The sequence below is a fragment of the Arthrobacter terricola genome, from assembly GCF_004354015.1.
Classification (GTDB): Bacteria; Actinomycetota; Actinomycetes; order Actinomycetales; family Micrococcaceae; genus Arthrobacter; species Arthrobacter terricola.
In genome coordinates, this window is sequence record NZ_SMRU01000002.1 from 19,184 (window position 1) to 40,725 (window position 21,542).

16 protein-coding genes and 2 pseudogenes are annotated in these 21,542 nt (G+C 63.0%); 3 read left to right on the forward strand and 15 right to left on the reverse strand.

What is annotated here, in order from left to right:
- Positions 1–50: 50 nt before the first annotated feature.
- Positions 51–1,775: an ATP-dependent nuclease gene (locus E1809_RS01785; RefSeq protein WP_205754064.1), complete on the forward strand. Its 1,725-nt coding sequence runs from the start codon at positions 51–53 to the stop codon at positions 1,773–1,775.
- On the forward strand, positions 1,775–3,304 hold the full coding sequence (locus E1809_RS01790) for a UvrD-helicase domain-containing protein (protein ID WP_133202538.1): 1,530 nt from the start codon (positions 1,775–1,777) through the stop codon (positions 3,302–3,304). Before E1809_RS01785 ends, E1809_RS01790 begins: the two co-directional genes overlap by 1 nt.
- Positions 3,305–4,106: 802 nt before the next feature.
- On the opposite strand, the gene E1809_RS26515 is transcribed toward E1809_RS01790, so the two are convergent.
- The 6 genes from E1809_RS26515 to E1809_RS27945 form a co-directional block, all read right to left on the reverse strand.
- A complete protein-coding gene (locus E1809_RS26515) occupies positions 4,107–4,259 on the reverse strand; it encodes a hypothetical protein (protein WP_165962177.1) in 153 nt (50 codons plus the stop codon).
- A 324-nt stretch (positions 4,260–4,583) separates the two neighbouring features.
- Positions 4,584–5,771: a Wadjet anti-phage system protein JetD domain-containing protein gene (locus E1809_RS01795; protein WP_133202539.1), complete on the reverse strand. Its 1,188-nt coding sequence runs from the start codon at positions 5,769–5,771 to the stop codon at positions 4,584–4,586.
- Positions 5,768–9,160: an ATP-binding protein gene (locus E1809_RS01800; protein WP_133202540.1), complete on the reverse strand. Its 3,393-nt coding sequence runs from the start codon at positions 9,158–9,160 to the stop codon at positions 5,768–5,770. Before E1809_RS01800 ends, E1809_RS01795 begins: the two co-directional genes overlap by 4 nt.
- Entirely contained in the window at positions 9,157–9,936 is a 780-nt protein-coding gene (locus tag E1809_RS01805) for a DUF4194 domain-containing protein (RefSeq protein WP_133202541.1), read from the reverse strand. Before E1809_RS01805 ends, E1809_RS01800 begins: the two co-directional genes overlap by 4 nt.
- Complete coding sequence (locus E1809_RS01810; protein WP_133202542.1) at positions 9,933–11,459, reverse strand: DUF3375 family protein; 1,527 nt, start codon at positions 11,457–11,459, stop codon at positions 9,933–9,935. Before E1809_RS01810 ends, E1809_RS01805 begins: the two co-directional genes overlap by 4 nt.
- Positions 11,460–11,737: 278 nt before the next feature.
- Positions 11,738–12,643, reverse strand: coding sequence for an endonuclease VII domain-containing protein (locus E1809_RS27945; RefSeq protein WP_133202543.1), 906 nt, complete (start codon positions 12,641–12,643; stop codon positions 11,738–11,740).
- Between the two features lie 288 nt (positions 12,644–12,931).
- On the opposite strand from E1809_RS27945, the pseudogene E1809_RS27250 reads away from it, so the two are divergent.
- A pseudogene (locus E1809_RS27250) lies at positions 12,932–13,209 on the forward strand (UDP-glucose 4-epimerase GalE); the annotation flags it as partial.
- 139 nt (positions 13,210–13,348) lie between these two features.
- On the opposite strand, the gene E1809_RS01825 reads toward E1809_RS27250, so the two are convergent.
- The 9 genes and pseudogenes from E1809_RS01825 to E1809_RS01865 form a co-directional block, all read right to left on the reverse strand.
- Positions 13,349–14,023, reverse strand: coding sequence for a GIY-YIG nuclease family protein (locus tag E1809_RS01825; RefSeq protein WP_235835386.1), 675 nt, complete (start codon positions 14,021–14,023; stop codon positions 13,349–13,351).
- A 928-nt stretch (positions 14,024–14,951) separates the two neighbouring features.
- Positions 14,952–15,494 (reverse strand): DUF6036 family nucleotidyltransferase, encoded by a 543-nt coding sequence (locus tag E1809_RS01830; protein ID WP_133202544.1) that lies wholly within the window; start codon positions 15,492–15,494, stop codon positions 14,952–14,954.
- A complete protein-coding gene (locus E1809_RS01835) occupies positions 15,484–16,029 on the reverse strand; it encodes a hypothetical protein (protein ID WP_133202545.1) in 546 nt (181 codons plus the stop codon). Before E1809_RS01835 ends, E1809_RS01830 begins: the two co-directional genes overlap by 11 nt.
- A gap of 561 nt (positions 16,030–16,590) precedes the next feature.
- Positions 16,591–16,812: a hypothetical protein gene (locus E1809_RS01840; protein WP_133202546.1), complete on the reverse strand. Its 222-nt coding sequence runs from the start codon at positions 16,810–16,812 to the stop codon at positions 16,591–16,593.
- A 187-nt stretch (positions 16,813–16,999) separates the two neighbouring features.
- Positions 17,000–17,182: pseudogene (locus E1809_RS27950) on the reverse strand (nucleoside monophosphate kinase); the annotation flags it as partial.
- A gap of 62 nt (positions 17,183–17,244) precedes the next feature.
- Positions 17,245–18,795, reverse strand: a complete 1,551-nt coding sequence (menE, locus tag E1809_RS01850; protein ID WP_133202547.1) for an o-succinylbenzoate--CoA ligase — start codon at positions 18,793–18,795, stop codon at positions 17,245–17,247.
- A 128-nt stretch (positions 18,796–18,923) separates the two neighbouring features.
- Entirely contained in the window at positions 18,924–19,379 is a 456-nt protein-coding gene (locus E1809_RS01855) for a MaoC family dehydratase (protein ID WP_133202548.1), read from the reverse strand.
- Positions 19,380–19,419: 40 nt separating this feature from the next.
- A complete protein-coding gene (locus E1809_RS01860; RefSeq protein ID WP_133202549.1) occupies positions 19,420–20,649 on the reverse strand; it encodes an acyl-CoA dehydrogenase family protein in 1,230 nt (409 codons plus the stop codon).
- A gap of 1 nt (position 20,650) precedes the next feature.
- Positions 20,651–21,541 (reverse strand): amidohydrolase family protein, encoded by an 891-nt coding sequence (locus tag E1809_RS01865; protein ID WP_133202550.1) that lies wholly within the window; start codon positions 21,539–21,541, stop codon positions 20,651–20,653.
- Position 21,542 lies beyond the last annotated feature (1 nt).

Consider the following 21,542-nt stretch of genomic DNA (forward strand, 5'->3'; position numbering starts at 1 on the left):
TCGCACCGCCCGACGCAGCTGTTCTGGGCCTTGCGCCGCGCAATATTGCCATGGAATACGCATTCGAGGGACCGGGCCGTACCGAGGGAGCGCTCGGTCAGGCGCTCCAGAGGATCGGAACCAGTGCTCCGTTTTGGATGAGATCCTTAGAGCGGTCGCTTGGCCGTGTCAGGGCTCGGACCGTCGGCCTGGCCCCAGATGAACTGGAACAGCTTCGACTAATCTACCTGCCTGCGCTTCGGAACCCGGTGGATGAACTATCCCGGCGCGAAACCAGGGTCTTATTGGAACTCCTGCGAGCGGAGCAACTGCGGAATCCTTCCACTGGAACTCTCAGTGACGTTCGCCGGCAGGCGGAGTCGTTGCTTGGTTCCCTTACGACCCATCAACTACTAGTCGACGTTCAGGGGCGCATTGCAGAGAATATGAAGACTCTGACCACTGGGGTGAAGGAGCATTTCCCGTTCATCGGAACCCAGAAGGTGGATGACGGATACCTAGCCCGTGTCTTGGAACTCATGCTTGCGACGACAAACGAAGCGAACCAAGCGCAGCGTCTCGAGGCTTCGAGCCTCGGCTACGTAAACCTTCTGCACATCGCAGTCACTCTCGCCGGCATTCCCGACCCGTCAATATCCCCGGAGACGACCTCTGAGAACGCCCCGGCCGACAGTTCCGGCGCTGCCGATGGTGCGGTCGGTGTCAATCAACCCCTAGGAGATATCAATCAGCCCGCTCCGGCAGATAACGCTGAGGATGCTCGACGGAAACTCGAAATGCGAAGCGAGGAGGCGGAAGACCAGCTTGATTCGTTCTTCCCGCAGCTGTTCCACGCCACCGTCCTCATAGAGGAACCTGAGGCACACCTCCACCCGCAGCTTCAACACGGGCTCATCCGCTATCTCCGCAAGGTGACCGTCGAGCGCCCCGACCTGCAAGTAATCGTGTCGACCCACGCGAGCGAAATTGTCGCTGCGTGCAAGCCCGAAGAAATGGTAGTAGTACGTAGGGAATATGGCCGCGTGGTCACCCGCACCTTGGCAAACATTCCGTGGAAGGAAGCAGATCGGAAAAAGATCACCAGGATGACAGCACTCCATTTGGACGCTAGCCGCTCGGGTGCACTCTTCGCAGACCGAGTTGTGTTGGTCGAGGGCATTACCGAGGCAGCCCTTGTCCGTGCGTTCGGACGAGCGTGGGCTAGCCTTGATGGGGCCAAATTCGCTTTTATTGATGCGCTATCCATCGTGCCAATCGGCAATAAGGTCGGTGAATGGCCGGTCCGTCTCCTGGCGCATCCTGGGTGGGAACTTGCTAGTCAAGTCGCCGTGCTGTCGGATACTGACAAACGCGACGACCCCCTGCCGGAACCAAGCCCAACGGCATGGCAAAGTGGCTTCGCTGACTCGACTCGGTTCAAAGTGTTTTGGTCTCGCCCGACCCTCGAGCCAACTTTAGTGGACGGAAACGACCTTCTGATAGAGAAAGCCTTGGCCTCGCTCGGCCAGTCCGTGATAGGGGCTTTGACCTCGAAGAGTATTGATGACCTATTCCTGACTTCCTCGGGGAAAAAAGCGAAGGGGGAATTCGCATTTGAACTCGCTGCCCTTGTAGATGAGACCGCGTCCACTGTGCAGGTGCCGGAGCAACTCGTTGAATTGTTTGACTGGCTCTGGGCTGGTCACGTCGCGGTAGAGGATGGAGGCGACGGCGACGGCGACGGTGAGATGACAAAGGAGTCCGGAGCCGAGAGCGGGCCTGGCGGCCAAATCTGATGGCACTTCGACTGACCGATCGGCAGGTGGTCGCGGCCGTCTCCGAACGGCCCTTCATAAACATCATTTCGGCACCCGGGTCCGGGAAGACAACCGTGGCAGCGGAACGGTTTGGATACCTCGCTTCCCAGCGCTCCTCAGACCGACGCGGGGTTTTGGGCTTGAGTTTCAACAGGGCCGCCGTCGCGGAACTGAGCTCCCGCATCACCGCGAGGTGGGGGAAGCCCACGATTCAACTGCCGAACATGGTCACGACCTTCGACGATCTGCACGTTCGCATCCTGCACCACCTGATCGACCGGGGACTTATTCGCTGGCCAGGAGGGCACTCCGTTGTCGAGGTACTAGATGAATACCGTGGAAGGCGCGGCTTCCGATTCCTTTCCGTGACCAACTGGAAACGCATCGCTAGATGCGACCAGTCTGGACAGGTCGTGAGCCACGGGCTTCAGCTAAGCGCACCGGAGTACGGTATCGGTGGGGTGGCTGACCACCGTGCCGTTCTAATGGAGGGGTTTGCTAGCCATGAAGACGTCCGTTGGATATTGCGCTCGGCGATACGTCTCGATGGCGTTGTCGACGCAATCCAACGCTGGTTTTCGTCAAACTTCAGGCACATCATCATTGACGAAATCTACGACGCCGATGAGCTCGACCTCTGGATGGCAATGACGGCGGGGTCGAATGAAACCGATTCCACCCATCTCACGCTCATTGGGGACCCGTGGCAGGCCCTTTATGAGTGGCGCGGCGCAACCCCGGATAAGGTGCAGACTCTGATCGACAGCCTCCCATTTCATGAGTACGAGCAGCCCGAGTCGTTCCGGTTTATAGGTGAGCAAATGCCTGACTTGTCACGGTTGCTTCGGGCCAGCGCGCCGGTGACCATTCCCCGGCACACCAGTGACGTCGTGGACGTCGCCCTGGCCCGCAGGTGGGTACACCTGTGGAATGTCGGTGACAACGTTCTTCCCATTGCTTTCCGCTCGGTCGGGAATGCAACTGACGGGATGCTGAACCTCCTCTTGGACGAAGTCTCACGCCGGAAACTTGGGCGTGACTCGTTCGGAAAGCAGTCCGCCTGCGTCATCCTCGGGATCGACCCATCGGAGCTGGCCCCCATCCAAGCCACAGTCCTCGAACCAGTCCTACACGCAATGCTCAATGGCGTTAGTGCTGCTCAAGTGCTCCACCTCCTACGTGACACAGCCCTGGACCTAGGTGCGAACCGGCGGCCTTCCCGACTTCCCCGACAAGGAGAACCGATCCGACACCTCGAAGTTGAAGCCTTGCGTCGACGGCTCCAAAGAGACGATCTAATCCCCGGCCTGACCGTTCACCAGGCCAAAGGTCGAGAGTGGCAACGAGTAGGTGTCGTTTTGTCGGAGAAGGACGAGCAGACCCTTGCGGGTGGGCTTCAAAAGTTGGAACCCGAGCACTGTGTGCTTTATGTGGCACTGACGCGCGCTAAGGCGTCCTGTGTCGCGCTGGGCGATCCCAGCAAACTACAGGTCGCTGAAGCGAATTAGCGACGAGCAGGATGCCGATGTGAGTGACTCTCCTCTCGTGGTGTATTGGAAAGCATCCTTTCCACGGTGACACTGCGGGTTCATCCTAATGCGGGTCAGGCATTATCAGAGATTAGGACTACGCAGATGGACGCTTGGTTCGTGTGGGCAAGGCGGTCAGAGTGTCGGGACTGCCCCCGGTTTTGTTGACTCCTTGACCTAGCGAGCTTGTGCTCGCGGAAGGATGTTGACCATGCCCACGCCGTATCGGGCGGAGTTCCGCCAGGATGTTATTGATGTGGCCCGCAAGGGGAAGCGCCGCTGGCGCAGATTGCGAAGGATTTCAGATCGGGGTCCTGCCCCTTCTGGATCTCTACCCAATTGCGCACCTGATCGAACCAGATTTGGATGTACTCTCCAGGCCGCTGGTCGGCGCCCCGCCACGACCTGGTAGCATCCTCGGGGCCCCCACCGCGGTGACGACACTTCGGCGTAGGGTGGTCGCCGACTGGAACTCCTTGGCGATCGTGGCTGCGTTCCTGTTGTCCACTCGACCGGCTTGCCCTCCACGGAGGCCGGCACGACAACGCCGTCGTCGACAGGGAGGCCACCCGCGGCGCCGTTGCCCCGCGGTATCACGCCGTCGAACCGCACCCGGCCCACACCGGAGGGATAGGTCCGGTCAAAGTCTTGGAAGAGATCCAAATCGGAACGGGGAGTTGGTAGATCGCGGTCACGGTCTCGGCCGCCGGCGGAGTCGTTTCCTCCGAGGTCATATCGTTCACGACTCCGAGCTACTTGGTGCCGGAGGCGTGGGCGGTCCCTATCCCAGGGCCAGGGTGACGTCGTAGCCGGCGGACTTCTGCAGGATATCCCTCGCCCGGTCGTACCGCCGCGTGGGCTGCGGATCCGCGTGGCCCATGCCATCCCGCAGATCGTGCACCGACACCCGGTGTCCGCTGAACTCGGGCTTCACGTCTCCCGGAGTTCAGCTGGCTCCGGTGGCCGGCCGAAGGGATAGTCCACCCATGGTCCGGCACCTTCTTGCGGGCAAGCCCGGTCGGCAACATGTGCTGACCTCCAGCCGGCTACCAGGCGCCCTGGAGGACGGCGTCAAAGTGGATTCCGTACTCCTCGCGCCCGTCAGCGGATCTAACGTCATGGCGTACGCTGCGGTACCGGGTCTTCAACCAGCGACGTTGCTTCCTGGTCGCTGTGGCTCTGACCGCGACGGGCATTTCGGTTTGCTCATGGTTCACTCTTCCTCTTCGCTGCTACGGCCCAAGAGTTCCCATGCGGGTCACTGATCGTCGCGGCTGGCCATCCTCCGGCAGACCAACTCGACTTCTTCAAGTGCCTTGGTGAGAGGGATCCGTTCCTGCTCGACGCGCCGGTGGCCAGTGTGCTGCGGATCGAGAAGACGCAGATAGACGGCCCGTTCCTCCTCGCGGAGCCTGTCCGCGGGCCTCGGAGTGCCTGGCTGGAGAATCCTGCCCGTCTGGTCCAGTTCGGTGCCGAACGGCTCGTACACCGCATAGGCATCCGGGCCCATGAGGATCGAGTCGATGTCGCGGCCGAAATCGGCACGGTAGCCATCGAGGATCTCATAGCCGTCGCGGTCCATGTCACCCCAGTAGACCAGCACGGCGGCATCCCGGATCCACGGGAACGATGCCGGCGTCTTCCCGCCCTTGCCGACCCCCTCGACGCAGATGCCGCCGGCCAGGGCCGGGAAGTGGATTGCGGTGTCCTTGTTCTCCGAGATGACCACGACCTCCGGGAGATAGGCCGGCGTGTAGCTGTCGCCGGCTGTCGCCGAGTCATGGACGCGGCGGCCGGCGGCGAGGTGCGCGGGGTCGAGGTAAGTGAAGTGGATCCGGGGCGGGTGGCCTGGCAGCAGGCCGAGGTCGTCTATCCCGGTGAGCGCTTGAACGCCGCGGCGGTGGGACTGTAGCCACTTTGCGTGGACACCCGGGATCGGGACCTGACGGGGGGTGACACCAAGGTTGGCGCGGGCCGGGTCCCGCCGGTACCAGTCAGCGACAGACAGGAGCAGCCCGAAATCGACCTCCCCGTATGCGTCGAGGGTACGGAGCGTCTTCCCGACGTCGTCCAAGTGCGGATACTTATCACGCAGGACGCCGAGCCGCAGGCGGGCACGGGCGAGCCTGTCGGCCCAGTCTCCGGCTGCGAGGGCCGCGGCATGGTCGATGGATACCACCCGCGCGTGGGTGGGAACCGACTGCGTTGTCCCGCCCTTTGCTGTGCGGTTCTCGTAGTCGAGGACGACCTCGTGCGCCTTTGCCCAGTCCTGCCACTGCATGGTCCGCGCGTGCACAGCGGAGTAGTCGGCCCGAAGCTCCGATGTTGCCGGCCGGCCCAGGGAAAAGGCATGGGGAAACGCGGCCTCGTCCCCGGCCAAGTGGGCATGCCACTTCCCGCTCAGTCTGCGGCGGATGTCTTCGGTGACGGCTTGCGGTGTTTTCATACGCTGTCCCGGGTGTCCTGCTCGTCGGGGAGGTCGCTGACGTAGGAGTAGCCCCGCGCGTTTTTGGTGACGGTCAGGAGCAGGTCCATGTGCGGCTCAAGCGACGTCACCTTGTCCAGCGGGGCGCCGATAATGAGCTGGAACCCCAGGTTCTGCCAGGCCCGGACGGACCGGCCCGCGAACTCGCTGTCCGATAATACGAACCCCTCGTCGAGAAACACCGGTGCGAACGCGGGCCGGGAGCGGGTCTCGTCCCCCAGCTGATAGCGCAGTGCCGACCCCACGACGAAGGCCACCAGTTCCTGGGTTTCGCCGCCGGACTTATCACCCAGGTAGTCGTAGGTGGCGATCTCGCGGCGGGTGTCCTTGTCGAGGCAGGCCGCGGCGATAACGACGTGCTGGCGCACATCGAGGTAGCGATCGCGCTGGGACGTCGAGGATTTGGTGTGGCCCTCCGGGATGCGGATGCGGGCCATGAACTCGCTCAATTTCTTGAACCTCGCCTCGATCTGGTCTTCGGTGAGCTCCAGAGCCAGTCCCGAAGACAGCTCACGCAGGCCGCGGCGGAACCTGCCCAGGTCTTCGCTCTGAAGCCGGCGGAGGGTGATCTGAAGGACACCGCCCCTGTTCCCGAACGGCAGCGTTTCCAGAATCCTGTTGATCGGCAGGAGACGGTCTTCGATGTCTGCCAGGGCGGTGTCGAAGGCGTCGTTGAGCCGCAGCAGGTCATCGCTGGACCACGCAGCCAGTTCGCGCCGCCACTTGTTGCGGCGTTCGTAGAGCCCCTCGGACTGGATCCGGTCGAGGATCTCGCGGTAACCGTCCGCCGAGTCGGCGGTGGTGCCCAGATTGTTCTCGGTCCAGTTGCTCTTGTACGCCTCGAACATGCTCACCATCGCGTTGGTGGCGCTCTTTGCGTTGCGCCGGGCAGCCTCGGATTCCTCCCTGAGCCGCCTGCGCAGGGCGGTGATGTTCGGCTCGAATGACTTCAGGCTCGTGGCCTCCCAGTTGCTGGTGAACAGCTCATCCAGGTACGCCTGCTGGGCCTCGGTAATCGTTGCCGTCTGCCGGTCGACAATGTCGTCAGCCGCAGCCTGCACGGTGTCCTGCCGCGTCACAAGGGAGCTCCAGTCGGACTGCAGCTTCTCCATGTCGCGTTCTGCCAGGACCCGGGCCCGGTTCGCCTGCCCGTGAAGGGGCCTGATCTGCTCGTCCTCAGCTTCAAGGGCATCGAGGATCTCATTGGTGCTCCGCAGCCTGCTGATGGCGTCCTGCAGCTCCGTGATCTCCCGGTCGATCCCGAGGTGGTCGATGGCTGACCAGTTGCTGTCCTGGACGAACAGGTGGGCGTCACGCTGCCGCCTGAGGTCGGCCCGGCGCTGCATTATGTCCCGGACTCGGTCGTTCGCCTTGGCGATCTCCGGCTCCAGCTCTGCCAGCAGCTCCGCGATGTCCTTGAGCCGGCGTTCATTGGAGAACCCGATGATGTTGCCCTCACCTGATTCCCCGTGGGCGCCGTGGTCACCCGAGCGGGTCTGTCCGGACCTGGTCACCCGGGATCCGGGGCCTGCGAGTCCGGCAGCGTCGGCCACGCACAGGTGGTCGACGCCGCTGCCGGCTACCCGGTCCTGGACCCAGCGCGAGAACGGCGAGTCCAGGAATGCAAGCTTGCCCGAGACCAGGGCGGAGTCTCCGCGCCAGTCCTCGTGTTCGGCCAGGGTCACTGCCCGGTAGTTGATGCGCGGCCTGATCGTGACGCCGTCGATGGCTTCAGACAGCCGGTCACGGGTGTTGCGGTCGACCAGCACAGTGCGGGCCAGGCCGCCGAGGGTCGTTTCGATGGCCTTACGCCAGGTCTCCTCACCCGGAAGGACATCAATGAGCTCCGCGACGAACGGAAGATCACGCATCGGATCGAGGCCCGCGGCCGCCGCCATCTGCAGCCGGGCGTTGTGCAACCTCATCGGGACCATTCCGGCCCTGTCCTTGAGGGACGCGGCCTCCTCCGTGAGGTCCTTCCGCCGTGCCGTGAGCGGGGCAAGGTCCTCGCGGGCATGCCCTTCCTGCTCGTCCAAATCACGTTCGCGGGGCTCGTAACCGGACAGGAAGTCGCCGGCCGCGGACTGGGCCTCGGCGAACTGCCCGGCGGTCTCGGGCACGACGAGGTTGATTGCCTCGGTCTTCAGCTGGAACTTGAGATTTGCCTGGTAAACCCCGTCACGGCTGCTCTCAAGGGCCGCGATCTTCTGGCGGCGTTCCTCGATCGCATTACCGCCGTTGGCGGCCTTGTCCCGGGCAATCCTCTCAAGGCGTGCCCCGTACTCCGCTTCGTCCGCCTTGGCCTGGGCGAAGGAGCGGCTGGCCGCGGCGTGGTCCCGGCGGTTCGCCAGCACCGCGTCGTCAAGAAGGCCACGTTCGGTGCGGAGCTTCCACAGGCGGAACGACGAGGGTCCCTCCTCGTCAGCCCCGAAGTGGCGGATCATCAGTTCCCTGGCTTCGGCGTCCGCGAGCTCCGTCTGGAGCGTGGGCAGGCGCTGCAGGACCTTGACCTTGTTGGCTTCATCCACCATCTTCGAGTACGACGCCTCCAGATTGGCGAAGTGCAGAAGCGCCTGATCGGCGGCCTGGTACGTGACGGGTTCCTCCAGCACCATCGTCTTGTACAGCCCGTCCACCCGTTTGACCTCCATCCCGGCCTGGAGCCGAGCGAGAAGCCGCATGGCCTTGCGGCCGCCGTCGGCCCCGCCGATGCCGAGTCGGGTGTGGAGGGTCCCCTCGAACTCCCAGAAGGTGTTAAACGTGGTGAGCCCGGGCGCGGCTGCCTTCAGTGCCCGCTTGTCGAAGCGGCTGGCGGCCAGCGGCGCGAGCCTGGACGTGTCGAAATAGCCCTCGTATGCAGCGAACGTCGTCGTGACGTCGCCGTTGACGGAGCCGCCGGCCTTGACGAAATAGATTCGCATCGCCGTGTAGCGCCGGCCCTGATCGTTGACAAAGGTCGCGGCCAGAGCACCCCAGACCGGCGTCATGCCCGCACCGCGCAGCACCTGATCGCGCATCTCGTCCGAGCCGTCCACCCGGCTGGTGTCCATCTTGCCGCGGAGATAGGTCAGCAGGTTCCGCTGCTCCGCAGACCGTGCCCGGCCGCCAGCGTCGTTGGACGCACCGTTGAACGGCGTGTTGGAGGGCATCATCAGCGCGATGTAGGCATCCAGGACCGTCGACTTCCCGGTGCCGCTCGCCCCTGAGAGCAGGGTGGAGCCAGGCGAGAACGGCACCTCGGTGCGGCCGTGGAAGCCACCCCAGTTCACCAGCTGGAGCGCCTCAACCCGCCATTGGGCGTGCTCCGTCGCGGCTACCTGCAGGTCGGGTATTTCCAGTTCGAGGGTCATGCGCTGTCCTTCCCCAGCTCGGTCAACAGGTCTGGTTCATCGTCTTCTTCGTCGTCGGTATCGGAGCCGTCGCCGGCGCCGTCACCGTCCTGCGCGGTGCCGTTCTGCTCCATGAGCCACGTCCACAGAGTGCGCAGCTTCTCGACCGGCATGAGGATCTCGATGATGGGAGAGATCCGGAACCTGTCGGGATCGGCGGTCTTCAGGAGCAGGCCGGCCGTGGCCAGCCCGTCAACCGCCTTCAGCGCGCGTTTCTGGTCCATGGCGCGGTGGGTCGTATGCTCGGGGCGCTGGTCGGCCACCTCATCGAGCAGCGTCTGACGGTCCACAAAGACGACGTCCTCACCCTCCTGGCGCTGGGAGAAGAGCCTTTGCCGCAGGTAGACCATCATGATGGTCTCCTCTTTCGTGTGGGACACGTCCCGCAGCAGTGAAGGAAGAGGATCGCCCGTCTCCGAAACTGCCTGACGTTTGAACGCGATTTGGTGGTCCCGGTCTATGAAGAGCTCGAAGAACAGCTCGTTGAGCCGGCCACGGATCACGTCGTCGTTGGCCAGGAGAACCTGCCAGTGGTCGGGGTGACGCTCCGCCGAGAGGTACCGATGCTTCAGGAGCGCATGAAGGCATCGGCGCTGGTCAGGAAACAGGATCGAGGCATCGCTCTCGAACATGGACAGCGAGCTCTCCGTGCCGTCCTCGTCCCCGGCCGGGGGCTCATCCGACAGAAAGTCCAGAGGGTCCACGGAGTCCTCGTCGATCGCGGCGACGTCTGTCATTGGCGTGCTCCTTCGGTATCGGTGTCCTGCGTGTCCCCGGCGGGCCGGATCGTGGCGGCAGGCATCAGGAATGTGCGCGTGCTTCCGTCGGGCCGCACTGCGTACACGGCCTCGCGCTGGTTGGGATCGGCAACGGCCCCGAGTCCGGTGAAAAGGTGCAGGAGCCCGAGGATCTCGACGGGGCGGCGAAGGTCTCCGGGCAGCGAGTTGAACAGCGCCGCGGCGGACTCAAGCTCACCATTGGCGGATTTTCCCTCTATCCGGCGGCGCAGCTGGTCCAGTGACGGGCCGCCCTGCCTACGGATGTCCTCCAGGGACAGCGACGCGGGCGCCTCGTCAGAGACGTCCGCGAGCGGTTCGGGCGGACGCTGGCTCTCCGGATCGTAGGTCTTGAACCGCAACGCCGCTATGTCCAGGCCCGGCGGGATCAACTGGACGCCGACGTGGTCCCGGGCGCGTGCCGACTGCATCCAGGTCCGCATTTCCCGGTCGATTCCGCGCAGGACCGTGTCGAGCTCGCGGTTGCGGATGTGGTCGTAGTTCTCGATGTGTTCCCGGAGGGTGGCGGTGAGGCGCTGGCGCTGATCCAGGACGTCGGCGATGCCGCGGCGGATGATGTCCACCGCCGTGCGCATCTGGCGCTGTTCATCGGCAAGGAGACGGCTTGCCCCAGGGTGGGCCAGGATGGCTTCCAGATCGGAGCGCAGCCTTGTCAGCCAGTCAGGTTTGCGTAGGAGCTCCAGAGCGCCGGCAAAGGCCCTGCCCTCCGCAGTACCGGTCAGCAGGCTGCTTGCCTGCGCAAGGTAATCGTCGACCACTTCCCCGACGGGTCGTTCTTCCTCACGGAACCTCTTGGTGATGCCCCGGTGCATCTTCCGCACGGCCTCCTCGACCCGGCGGAAGTCGGACGGCAGGCCATCGAGCTCGCGGAGCACGTTGGAGAACTGCTCGGACAACTCCGCTTCCGAGGATTCCCGCAGCTCTCCGCCGGCGGCCAGGTGGTCGTACTCTTCCTGCAGGATCGCAATCTCTTCGGCGAGCCTGCGCTTACGCTCCTCGCGGTCCGGATTGGCCGCCTGTGCGGCATCCGAGATGACCCGCCGCATGGTTTCGATGCGCGACACGGAGACGTTGAGCTGGGATCGGCTCGCACGGATCACGTAGTCCAGGGCCTGCCTGGCGTCGCCGGTGAGCTGATAGGTTTCCTGCCCGCGCCCCGGGTCCCGGTACAGCCACCGCTCACGCACCCACTGCATGGCGAGGGCCTTGCCGCCCGCGGAGGGCACCGTGTACCCGACTGCTCGCAGCTCATCGAGGAGGGCGTCGATGCGGGTGTGGAACTGCTCGACCGGAATCGGTTGCGCATCGTCGGGGAACACGGCAGCGAAGAGAGGCATGGCGACGACCGCGGACTTGCGGTCCAGCAGTTTCAGGGTCGGTGTATTAAGAGCAGCCTCGATGCGGGCGACGTCACCCTCGATGCCAGTCGCCAGGCTCACCACCACCGCCCAAGTGCTTCGCATTGTTGATCGCCCTTTGTTAGGCGATCTTCCTGACAACTGGCCTTGCCGGTCGGAACCTCCGAAAAAAACCACGGCAGGCACCGAGCGGGCAAGAAAGCTCCCGCGACGAACGACTCTGAGTCATAAAGCTTGTACATGAGGCCAGTATCTTCGGCACCACTGACATTCTTGGTGCAGCCGGGGCATGTCGCATCCAATTAACGCCGCAAGTGGCCTCGACCGAAAGATAGTCGCTTGCGTATGCCGAACCACTTTCGGCAGATCGATTCAACATGCCGCTAAGTTGCCGCGATTCTCTTCTCTGCTAAGTAGGCCGCCACGTGATCGGCCCCCACACGCAAATACATTGACATTCTTTCCAGCAATTCTGCCCTGTCCTTGGCATGCCCAATGGCCGCATTGCAACTCCAACACAGCAGCCCCCGTATACAGAACCCACATGTCTTTTGACTATCGGAGCAGCACGAATGGTCATGATCAACCATGAGTCCCTGCCGGCCCTCTGAAACTTCCCGGCAGAGGTAACACACGCCGTTCTGCAAGTCGAGAAGGGCCCTGTAGGCCTGGCCGATGATCCCGTATATTCGTGCCCGGCGTTCGTCGGCAACGCACGGCTTACACTGACTGCGGAGACCGTCCCGAGCATTGGAATTGGGTGGAAAGCTGTCCTCTGGCAGCCACTGCTCCCACATGCAGCAGCGCTTATTGCCGTTCTCATCGCGCGCCCTGGAAGGGTACGACCTCTTAGCGGCGTACAACTCAACTCCACGCCGCACCTGATCGTAATGAGTACCACAAAGGGGTATGGGGGTCAGCCTTTTGGCTTCCCTGCCGCAGTAGGTTTCAGTCATGCCCGGCGCTTCACAGGTGTGATCCTGCACGCCGCGGATCTGTTGGTGAAGTGGTTTGAGCGTTCGGTGTTTCCGCCAATAACGGTAGTGCGAATCGCAGAGCGGACCCCCAGGACTGTTATGTCCCGGCTTGCGTGCACAAACACCGCCGCCTTCGTCCGCGGGTGCGCTACACGGCCGATTCCCGATCGGAATCCGGATGGGCCGCATCTCGCCCCGGTTCTCCCACTGCGAAAAATGCGCCTGACACATTGGCTGTGGCTCGACAACCTTCACGGGCCGTCCGCACTGCTCCGAGGGCACGTAAGTCGGTCCCACACAAAGGTCTTCCATGCCCTCACATTATGTGGAGGCACAGACAAATGCTGGAGAAACGATCAAATCCCCCGCCGCCGGGGGCAGTACAGATACAAGCATGGACGAAGCTTTCACCTTCCTCGCAACCCGGCGGTTCACCTCGGCTCTTTGACAAAGGTGGGCCTCGACCTGCCGAGTCATGCCAAGCGACATAGGGGGATGCCATAGCAGCCTCGAAGACCGCAGCTCGTGGATGGTAACCAACGTAAGCCTTATACGGGCATCGACGTCGGCATCGCACCCACTCCCGCGGGCGTGGAGGGCTTCAACCCGGTGGGCACGCACCCCTCCGGCCGCATCGGCGAGGACCCCAGGGCATCCCGAACAACCTCGTCCCGCTCATCGCCCAGGTCGCCGTCGGGCTCCGTGAAAACCTGGTGGTCTTCGGCGGCGACTACGGCACCCCGGACGGGACGTGCGAGCTGGACTACACCCGCGCCGTCGACCTCGCGGAAGGTCACCTCGCGGCCCTGCACCACATCATCTCAACCCGTAACCCTCAGGGTAAGCTCCGTTCGGTATCCCGATGGATGCGCGGTTCGAAAGCCAGCTTCGGATGGTTTTGGCGGGAACTTCGCATCACTGCTGCGCGAAGCACATACTACTGATGGCAAAACTCCTGAGGCTGGGCGTCCAGACTCCGTGCTGTTTCCTGTCCTACCAATGATTAGCCGCCCGACTTCACGCGATAGGAAGCGCACGCGCTATTGCCTTGTGCTTAGCACGGAGGGCCTTAAGTGTCGGGTAGTAGGGATGGTGACTGTTGCCCTGGAGGTTGAGCGGCAAATTCAGCTGCTCGATCGCGTACGTTTCGGGCAGCCAGGGCGTATCCGTCTGGACCCAGGTCACGCGGGCGTGCCGGCTCATCCACTCGTTGATCTGATGTTCGCCATGGTGCGTGAAGGTCAGCCGGTTTCCGCTGCCGACTCTGCGGAGCGCGATGCCTAGCTTGTCTGCCAGATGGCAGCCCAGTGTCAGCCGTAGTGTGGAACCGTAGGCGTTGCCGCGGTAGTGGTATCGGATCCGGTTCCAAAGCGTCTGGGTCCTCGGCGACGCGCCATTGCGCGGCGGCTCTTTGGGCGCGATCCCGACATAGAGCATCACTCCTTCAGGGATTGCGTGGCAGTCGCGGACGTCAACACCCGGCGGCACCTCATCGAAGTACCACGCGTACACGCCGGACACCTTGGGTACAGGTGAGGATCGCTGGAGCACTTCTTCGCGGGTGAAGAGGCGTGATGGCCCCAGTAACTGTGCCAGCTCTGCGATGTACTCGTCAGATGGGTCCCGTTCCACACTGGTCAGCGGCGCTAACCCAGCCCCCATCTCGTCCGAGAAGTCTTGTCCAGTCGTCACAGGTCAACAATGACGGCGAGCATCCCGAGAACCGTTCATCAACACGCTGTGACCCGCCAAGTATTCGTCCGTCAGATCCTGCATCAGCTATACGCCGTCGGTCCTGATTGCCAGGCAGGCGTGCTCGGGACCGACGTGGCCTGTGAACCGCTCGTTCTCCGCCATCAGCGGACGAAGGATCGACGTTGACGGTGCATACCTGGGGTCCGAAACTACGCGCCTCGGCAAGGAGCGGCAGCCTTATTGAGCCAAATGCGTGCCACCGGCTGCGGACCTCGAAGCCCGCAGCATGCTCCAGCTCGCACAAGGTGATTCGGGCGACTGCAAAGGAAACACCCGATCCGGCAGTGCGGAGAACTCCGGGATCCAACGCCCGTTGCGAAAAACGCGATACACCAGGGAGAATTCCAAAAAGTCAAGCTTTGTCAACACTAAAAAGCCAAAAGACCTTTGACCTGCGGAAACACTGTGCCCGAGGTGGGACTCGAACCGCATTCCGAACCCCGGAAACACAGGGAACTCCCGAAAACATAGGTAATACGAGCCAGTCCGGCCGATGTACGGCCCAGTACGGAGCCAAATCTGTTGACACTGTCAACACCCCCTTTCTGCCAGAATTTGAAGAACACAGAGCGACTGCCGCCCCCGTTTTGGGAGGAGCGGCAGTCGCTCTATCGTCGGTTGCAACGGCATCCGGCCAACTCGTCCTCGATGCATCCGTTCGCGACAGTTGTGTCGGCCCGATTCTGGGCACGGCGGTCCTCCTTCGTACAGCTCATAGGCCCGAACGGCAGGAGCGCCGATCACCTTGCAGTCTGCACGACAACGTCGCCGCCGAACCCTGGAACCGAGCGAACGGGTTGGAGCTGAAACGCGGGGTACTCTGTACCAAGCGGCCGTCGGGGATACCGAGGCCGCTGCCTGATTATCAGCGCCCGGCGGAACTCCGCACCCATGCCAGGGCCCGGTCCCGGCGGATGTCGTCACCACGTACGGTTTCAAGCCGCACGGCAATCGTGTCCACGTCGACCAGCCCATGCTCAAGGAGGGCGTTCACGAAGACGCGGTCCTTGGCCCGGCCGGCGACGAGCTTGGCCGCACATAGATCGTGCGGTTCAAGGCAGAGTCCGGTCCGGCCATTGGTGTTGGCGTTATTGACCCTCACAAGCCTGTCCGTCCAGCCCTCGGGGAGCACCGCGGTGTCCATGCCGACGCCTTGGACATAAAACCCGTGTGTTTCGTGGAAGAACGACATCTCACCGATGGCCGCGTCCAGCTCGGTCGCCAACGACTGGGCATCATCGTCCTCCATCGGAGCGACGTCGACTTCCTCGGACATCGTCGCCTCGAGCGGCAACTCGTCCTCCGTGAATGACCCCAGGATTGCCTGGCTGCCGATGATCACGACGGTGTCGTGCCGGATGATTTCCGTCGCAGCCCGAATGGCGTGCTCCAACTGGCTACGATCCATGCCGCGTAGCCTTGTGAATGGCCAAGAGCCTCTCCTCATCTGTCAGGACTCCGGCGAAGGGCGTCATCTGGCGCAGGTCACTGGACCGCTCGTCCGGGCGGAGCATCACCTCAATAAGGTTCTCAACCGGGCCGGCGAGCAACGCCGACCATTCACTCACCCATCCGTCGGCAAAGGAGCCTCGGGACCTTGTCGCAAGACGGGCGAGGTTCACCCCCGCCTTAGCCAGCACAGCCTGAGGATCGACACGCAACTTCTCGGCAACGGCCCGGTGCAACTCATACGACACCCGTTCCTCCCGCCGTTCAAACACGGGCCGGCCGGCCCGGGCCTTCTCCAGCAGACGCTGACTCACCGAAGGACTGACGGCCGTCGCCTTGGCGATCCCCCGAACCGTCATGCCCTCGACCCACAAAGAAAAGACAGCTTCAGCGCGGCTATCCGAAGCCGCGACCATTTCCCGACGCGCCTTATTGGCCGCCTCGCCAGCAACTTTCACCTTCTGGATGAGCTCATCCGTCAACACGGTGGACATGCTTGTATCCTACCCGGATACAGGTTTTGGCGAAAGTTAGCGATGTGCGGACTCTTCGGCGTTTTCCTCAAGTGGGCGGCAGGCGCTCCCGTTTGACCGGCAAGGATCGATTCCACGAGTGCTCGGTCGAGTCATGGGCGGAACCAATGCGGCGCCGCGCGCCAAACCGATGATTGCGCGCGGCAGCTCCCACAAAAAGGTACCAAGCCAGTACCTGATGGTTCTTGGATACTATGTAGTCGAACCGATGCCCCAAAGCGTCGTCTGGGGTGAATCCTTTGATCCCGCGGGCGCCCAAGTCCGTCGCAGAAACGGACAAGAGCAGGGTCTTGCGGGTCGTTGCATCGCGCAGCCGTGTGGATCAACGCGCGAAGTTCCCCTTGATCTGATCTTCGGAAGGAGGCCCCGAACGTCCGTTTCATTTCAAGGAAGCAGCTACCGGCTTTTGTCAGCAGGACACAGCACTGCAGGACACTTCTCTTGGGGAACAGTGCGGTATGAACGCGTCTGGTTGCTTAGGCCGGCGTTTGGGGAGCGAGCGGCGACGTAAGGGCATGGTAGCTACTCTCCGAAACGGCGTCGGCGGGCCTGGTCTTTTTCATGGATGATTCCGAACGGAATGGTTGGTGAAAGCGCCACGGTGAAGTGGTCGAAATCGCGGCGCGTTACAAGGACCCCTCTGCGATGTGCAGCTGAGCCGGCATAGCCAGCTGCGATTACAGCGTCAAGCTTTTCGTACAACTCCGCTTTGTGCTGGATTTTGATGTCGGCAATGATCTGCATGACCTTTCTTGGTTCCTTTCGAATTGGTGCTGCCGCTGAAGTTGTAAGGCGGCGAAGCCACTGGCTGGTGGTGGTGTCTGGTGATGCCCTCTGCGTCACCTTCGGGGCGCGAGGGCGGGCTGCTTGGCGGCGCCGGGAGGCGCGTGCCCGTTGTCCCTGTTGACGAAGTCGGTCGGTGCAGGGCCGGGAGAAACCCGTTTTCGACCTCGGACCCGCCAATCCGGTCACGCACCATCTTGTTAGTGACGCTGTCCGGAACGAAATCTCCGTTGTCCATGTACTTCTTGGCCTCCCTGCCGAGCGGCGTCCCGGCCTTCACGTTCGCGCGGAAGATATCTCCGGTGGAGATGGCCACAACGCCGAGGCGTTCTTAAATCCGTTGCGAGAATGCTGATTATTGGACCTCCCGGCTCCGGAAAAGGTACGCAGGCGTCAGTGCGCAAATTGATTCCGCAGCTCCGCCTTGCGGATTTTTCCGCTGGCTGTCCGTGGCATTTCGTCTATGAATGTCACCGATTTTGGAATCTTGTAGCGGGCGAGCCGGCCGTCCAAATGGGCACGAATCCGGGCTTCGGTAAGACGTTCCCCCGCACGGAGCGTGATGATGGCCCGCGGAACTTCACCCCACTTCTCGTCCTCGACGCCGATGACAGCTACCGAAGCTACCTCGTCGAGTTCGGAGATGACCGCTTCGATTTCCGCCGGGTACACATTCTCTCCTCCGGAAATGATCATGTCCTTGATCCGGTCCGAGACGAACAGGAACCCGTCCTCATCCACGTGGCCCACGTCGCCCGAACGGAACCAGATTGAGTCGGAGTAGCCTGCCGCGGTGGCGTCGGAACGGTTCCAGTATTCCTTGATGACGTTCGGACCGGAGATCTGGATTTCGCCGGTCTCCCCCACCCCGGCCTGCGCCCCTGAATCACTCACGATGCGGATGTCGGTGAAGAAGTGTGGAAGGCCGGCCGAGCCTGTCTTCTCCCGAGACCTGTCCGAGGGAAGCATGGTGGTTCCCGGGGCAGTTTCGGTCATACCGTAACAATTGGAAAAGCCGATACCGCGCGCCTCGTAGGCGTCGAGGACCCGGATCGGAACTGCCGAACCGCCACAGGTGAGCTTCGCGAGTGACGACAGGTTCGCTGAAGCCCACGTGGGATCTTCGCAGAGCATCTGGAAGGTCGTTGGCACTCCGCTGAGCGTAGTGACCTGATAGCGACCGATCAGCTCAAGAACCCTGCCTGGAACGAACTTTGACTCCAAAACGGCGGTTCCGCCCTTGAGGATGATCGGGAGCAGTCCCATGTCCAAGGCGGCCACATGGAACAGGGGCGCGATGAGTAGCACCACGTCGTTGCGACTCGTGTCCATGTCAATGATGGCGTTGAGGCAGTTCCAGGTGATGTTGCCGTGCGTGAGCAACGCACCCTTCGGTTGGCCAGTGGTGCCTGAGGTGTAGAGGATCATCGCGCCGTCGTCGAGGCTGACCGCCTCATCGATTGGTGTGGCGGCCGCCGCGTTGATCACCGAATCATAATGTTCGACGCCGGATGGCAACTTTCCGACGGAAGCGGCCGGACCGCCGTCGGCGTCCACTTTTAGCCGGGTGCCGACGGAGGTTCCGTCGACGGCGGCCGCAGCCAATGGCTCCAGGCTCTCTGCGTTGATGAGGTAACGAGCGCCAGAGTCCTGCAGTTGGAACTGCAACTCAGGGGCGGCGAGCCTCGTGTTGAGGGGAACGAAGATGGCGCCGAGCAGGCCGCAGGCGAAGAAGGACTCAACAAAGGAGGTGTCGTTCTCACCGAGGTACGCCACGCGATCGCGCTTGGCCACGCCACGGGCCCGAAGGGCGTTGGCAAGCCGGTCTGCACGATCGGCGAGCTCGGCGTAGCTCACCGCTCGGTCTGCGCAGACGAGGGCGGGCTTCGGACCGGATTTGGGGCGGCGGCGGCGCAGCCAGGATCCAACGCCGTTGTTGTCCATGTGTACGGCTCTCCTATCGGAGCGAAAAGCAAGAGGGGAAAGAGAGGGTCACCGCGCTGCGGCGCGGATTGTCTACCGAGGGGAAACGGCCACTTGGGGTTTACCGGCGGCCGCTCCCCTTGAACGGCCTATTTGTAGAAGCGCGCGAGGAATTCGGCAACGACGGCGGGGCCTTCCTGGCCTTCGATTTCGATGGTGGCGTAGACCTTGATCTGCGCGCCGCCTTTGACTTCGGTGACTTCGGCGATGGTGGCTTGCATACGGACCTTGGAGCCGACCTTGACCGGGGAGGTGAAGCGGACCCTGTCCAGGCCGTAGTTGACCTTGGTGGTGACACCGTCGACGTCGAACAGCTCGCCCCAGAACGGGATGATCAGGGACAGGGTGAGGAAGCCGTGGGCGATGGGGGCGCCGAAAGGGCCGTCTTTGGCGCGTTCGGGATCGGTGTGGATCCATTGCTGGTCGTCCGTGGCGTCGGCGAACAGGTTGATTTGTTCCTGGGTGATTTGGCGGTAGTCGGTGGTGCCGAGGTCCTTGCCGGTCAGAGTGGGCAGGGTGTCGAAGTCGACGACGAGACGGGGCATGGTGGCCTCCTGTGGTTGTGGGCGTGGATAGAGCGTGGGTCTAGCGGGTAAAGGCGCTTTCGCCGGTCAGGGCGCGGCCCACGATGAGGGCGTTGATTTCGTGGGTTCCTTCGTAGGAGTACACGGCCTCTGCGTCGGCGTGGAAGCGGGCAACGTCGGTTTCCAGGGTGATTCCATTGCCGCCGGCGAGTTCGCGGGCCAGGGCGACGGTTTCGCGCATCAGCAGGCTGGTCTGCATCTTGGCCAGGGCGGAGTCCTGGTCGCGGTAGAAGCCCTTGGCCTGCTGTTCAGTCAGCCGGACCACGAGCGAGAGCGAAGCGGTGATGTTGCCGAGCATGCGGGCGAGCTTTTCCTGCACGAGCTGGAACGAGGCCAACGGGCGGCCGAACTGTTTCCGTTCCCCGACGTAGGACAGGGCGGCTTCGAACGCGCCGGCCTGGATGCCGGTCGCGATCCAGGCCACGTCCGAGCGCATGGCCTTCAGCATCGCGGCGACGTCTTTGAAGGAGTTCACGTTGTGCAGGCGCATGGATTCCGGGACCCGGACTCCGTCGAGGGTGATGTGTGCGTTTTGCATCATCCGCAGCGCGGTCTTGCCGTGGATCTTCTCCAGCCTCACCCCGGCTGCTTGGCGGTCCACGAGGAAAGCTTTGACCTGCCCGTCGTTGACGTCGCGGGCGAACACGGCCAGGACGTCGGCGGTGGCGGCGCCGCCGATCCACCGTTTGGCGCCGTCCAGAACCCAGGTGCCGCCGTCGGGGTCTGCTTCGAAGCGGGCGGTGGTGGAGAGCCCGCCCGCGATGTCCGAACCGTGTTCGGGTTCGGTCAGGGAGAAGACGCCTTTGAGGGAGAAGTCGATGACCTTGGGCATCCATCGGGACTGCTGTTCGGCGGAGGCGCCGACGCGGATGGCGGTGCGGAACAGGCCAGCCTGGGCGGTGTACCAGGTGGCCAGGGACGCGTCCGTACGCGCGAGTTCGAAGACCCTGAAGCCCTGATAGATCCCGCGGGCGGGCGTGGCCCCGGGGCCGGTCAGTTCAGCCGGTTCCATCAGGTCAAGGTCGATCAGCGGCCGCGCCAACTGCTCGGGGAACTCGCCCCGTTCCCAGTACTGGGCCAGCAAGGGTCTGGCCTCGGCGTCCAGGAAGACCCGGAGCCGGGCCAGGACCCGGCGCTCGTCCTCGCTGAGGAGGGACTCGGCGTCGTAATAGTCGCACGCCCCGTACAGGCGCTCCTGGACTCCGCTCTCAATGACGGTCTCCGTGCCCATCTCAGCCGTCCAGTCCGAGCAGGCGCACGGCGTTGTGCTTGAGGATCTTGGGCCGGACCTCATTCTTCAGCGGCAGGTCCGCGAAAGCCCCTAGCCACTTCTGTGGCGTGATAAGCGGGAAGTCCGTGCCGAACAATACCTTGTCCTGGAGCACTGAGTTGGACATGCGCACGAGGGACTCCGGGAAGTATTTCGGGGACCAGCCCGACAGGTCGATGAACACGTTCGCTTTGTGCGTTGCGATGGAGTTCGCCTCGTCCTGCCAGGGCACTGAGGGGTGGGCCATGATGATCTGCAGGCCCGGGAAGTCCGCGGCCACCGCGTCCAGGAGTAACGGGTTGGAGTAGCCCAGCTTGATCCCGTAACCGCCGGGCAGCCCCGCTCCCATGCCGTTCTGACCCGTGTGGAAAATACAAGGTAGGCCAAGTTCCTGCAGTGTCTCCCACAGCGGGTAGAACTGCTCGTTGGAGGGGTCAAAGCCCTGCAGGGAAGGGTGGAACTTGAAACCCCGGGCACCGAGTTCGACCGCCTGGTGTTTGGCTCCGGAGATCGCTTCTTCCCCGGTGCGGGGATCCACGCTGCCGAACGGGATCAGCACATCGTTGTTCTTCGCCGCCCCGGCAATCAGCTCCGGGATGCTGTTCGGTTCGTGCTTGAGCTGGGTCCGGGCATCCACGGTGAACACGACGGCGGCCATGTTCAGCTCGCGGTACAGCTCGGCGATCCGGTCAAGTGAGGGCGTGCGGTCCTCGGCCTTGAAGTACTTCGCCGAAGCTTCCGTCAACGCCTCCGGCAGCGATCCGTGCCCGTGGCCGTCCACTTCGAGATGGACGTGCATGTCGATCGAATCAAGCTTTGCTGCGTTGATGCCGGGTTCATAACGTACGGCCATG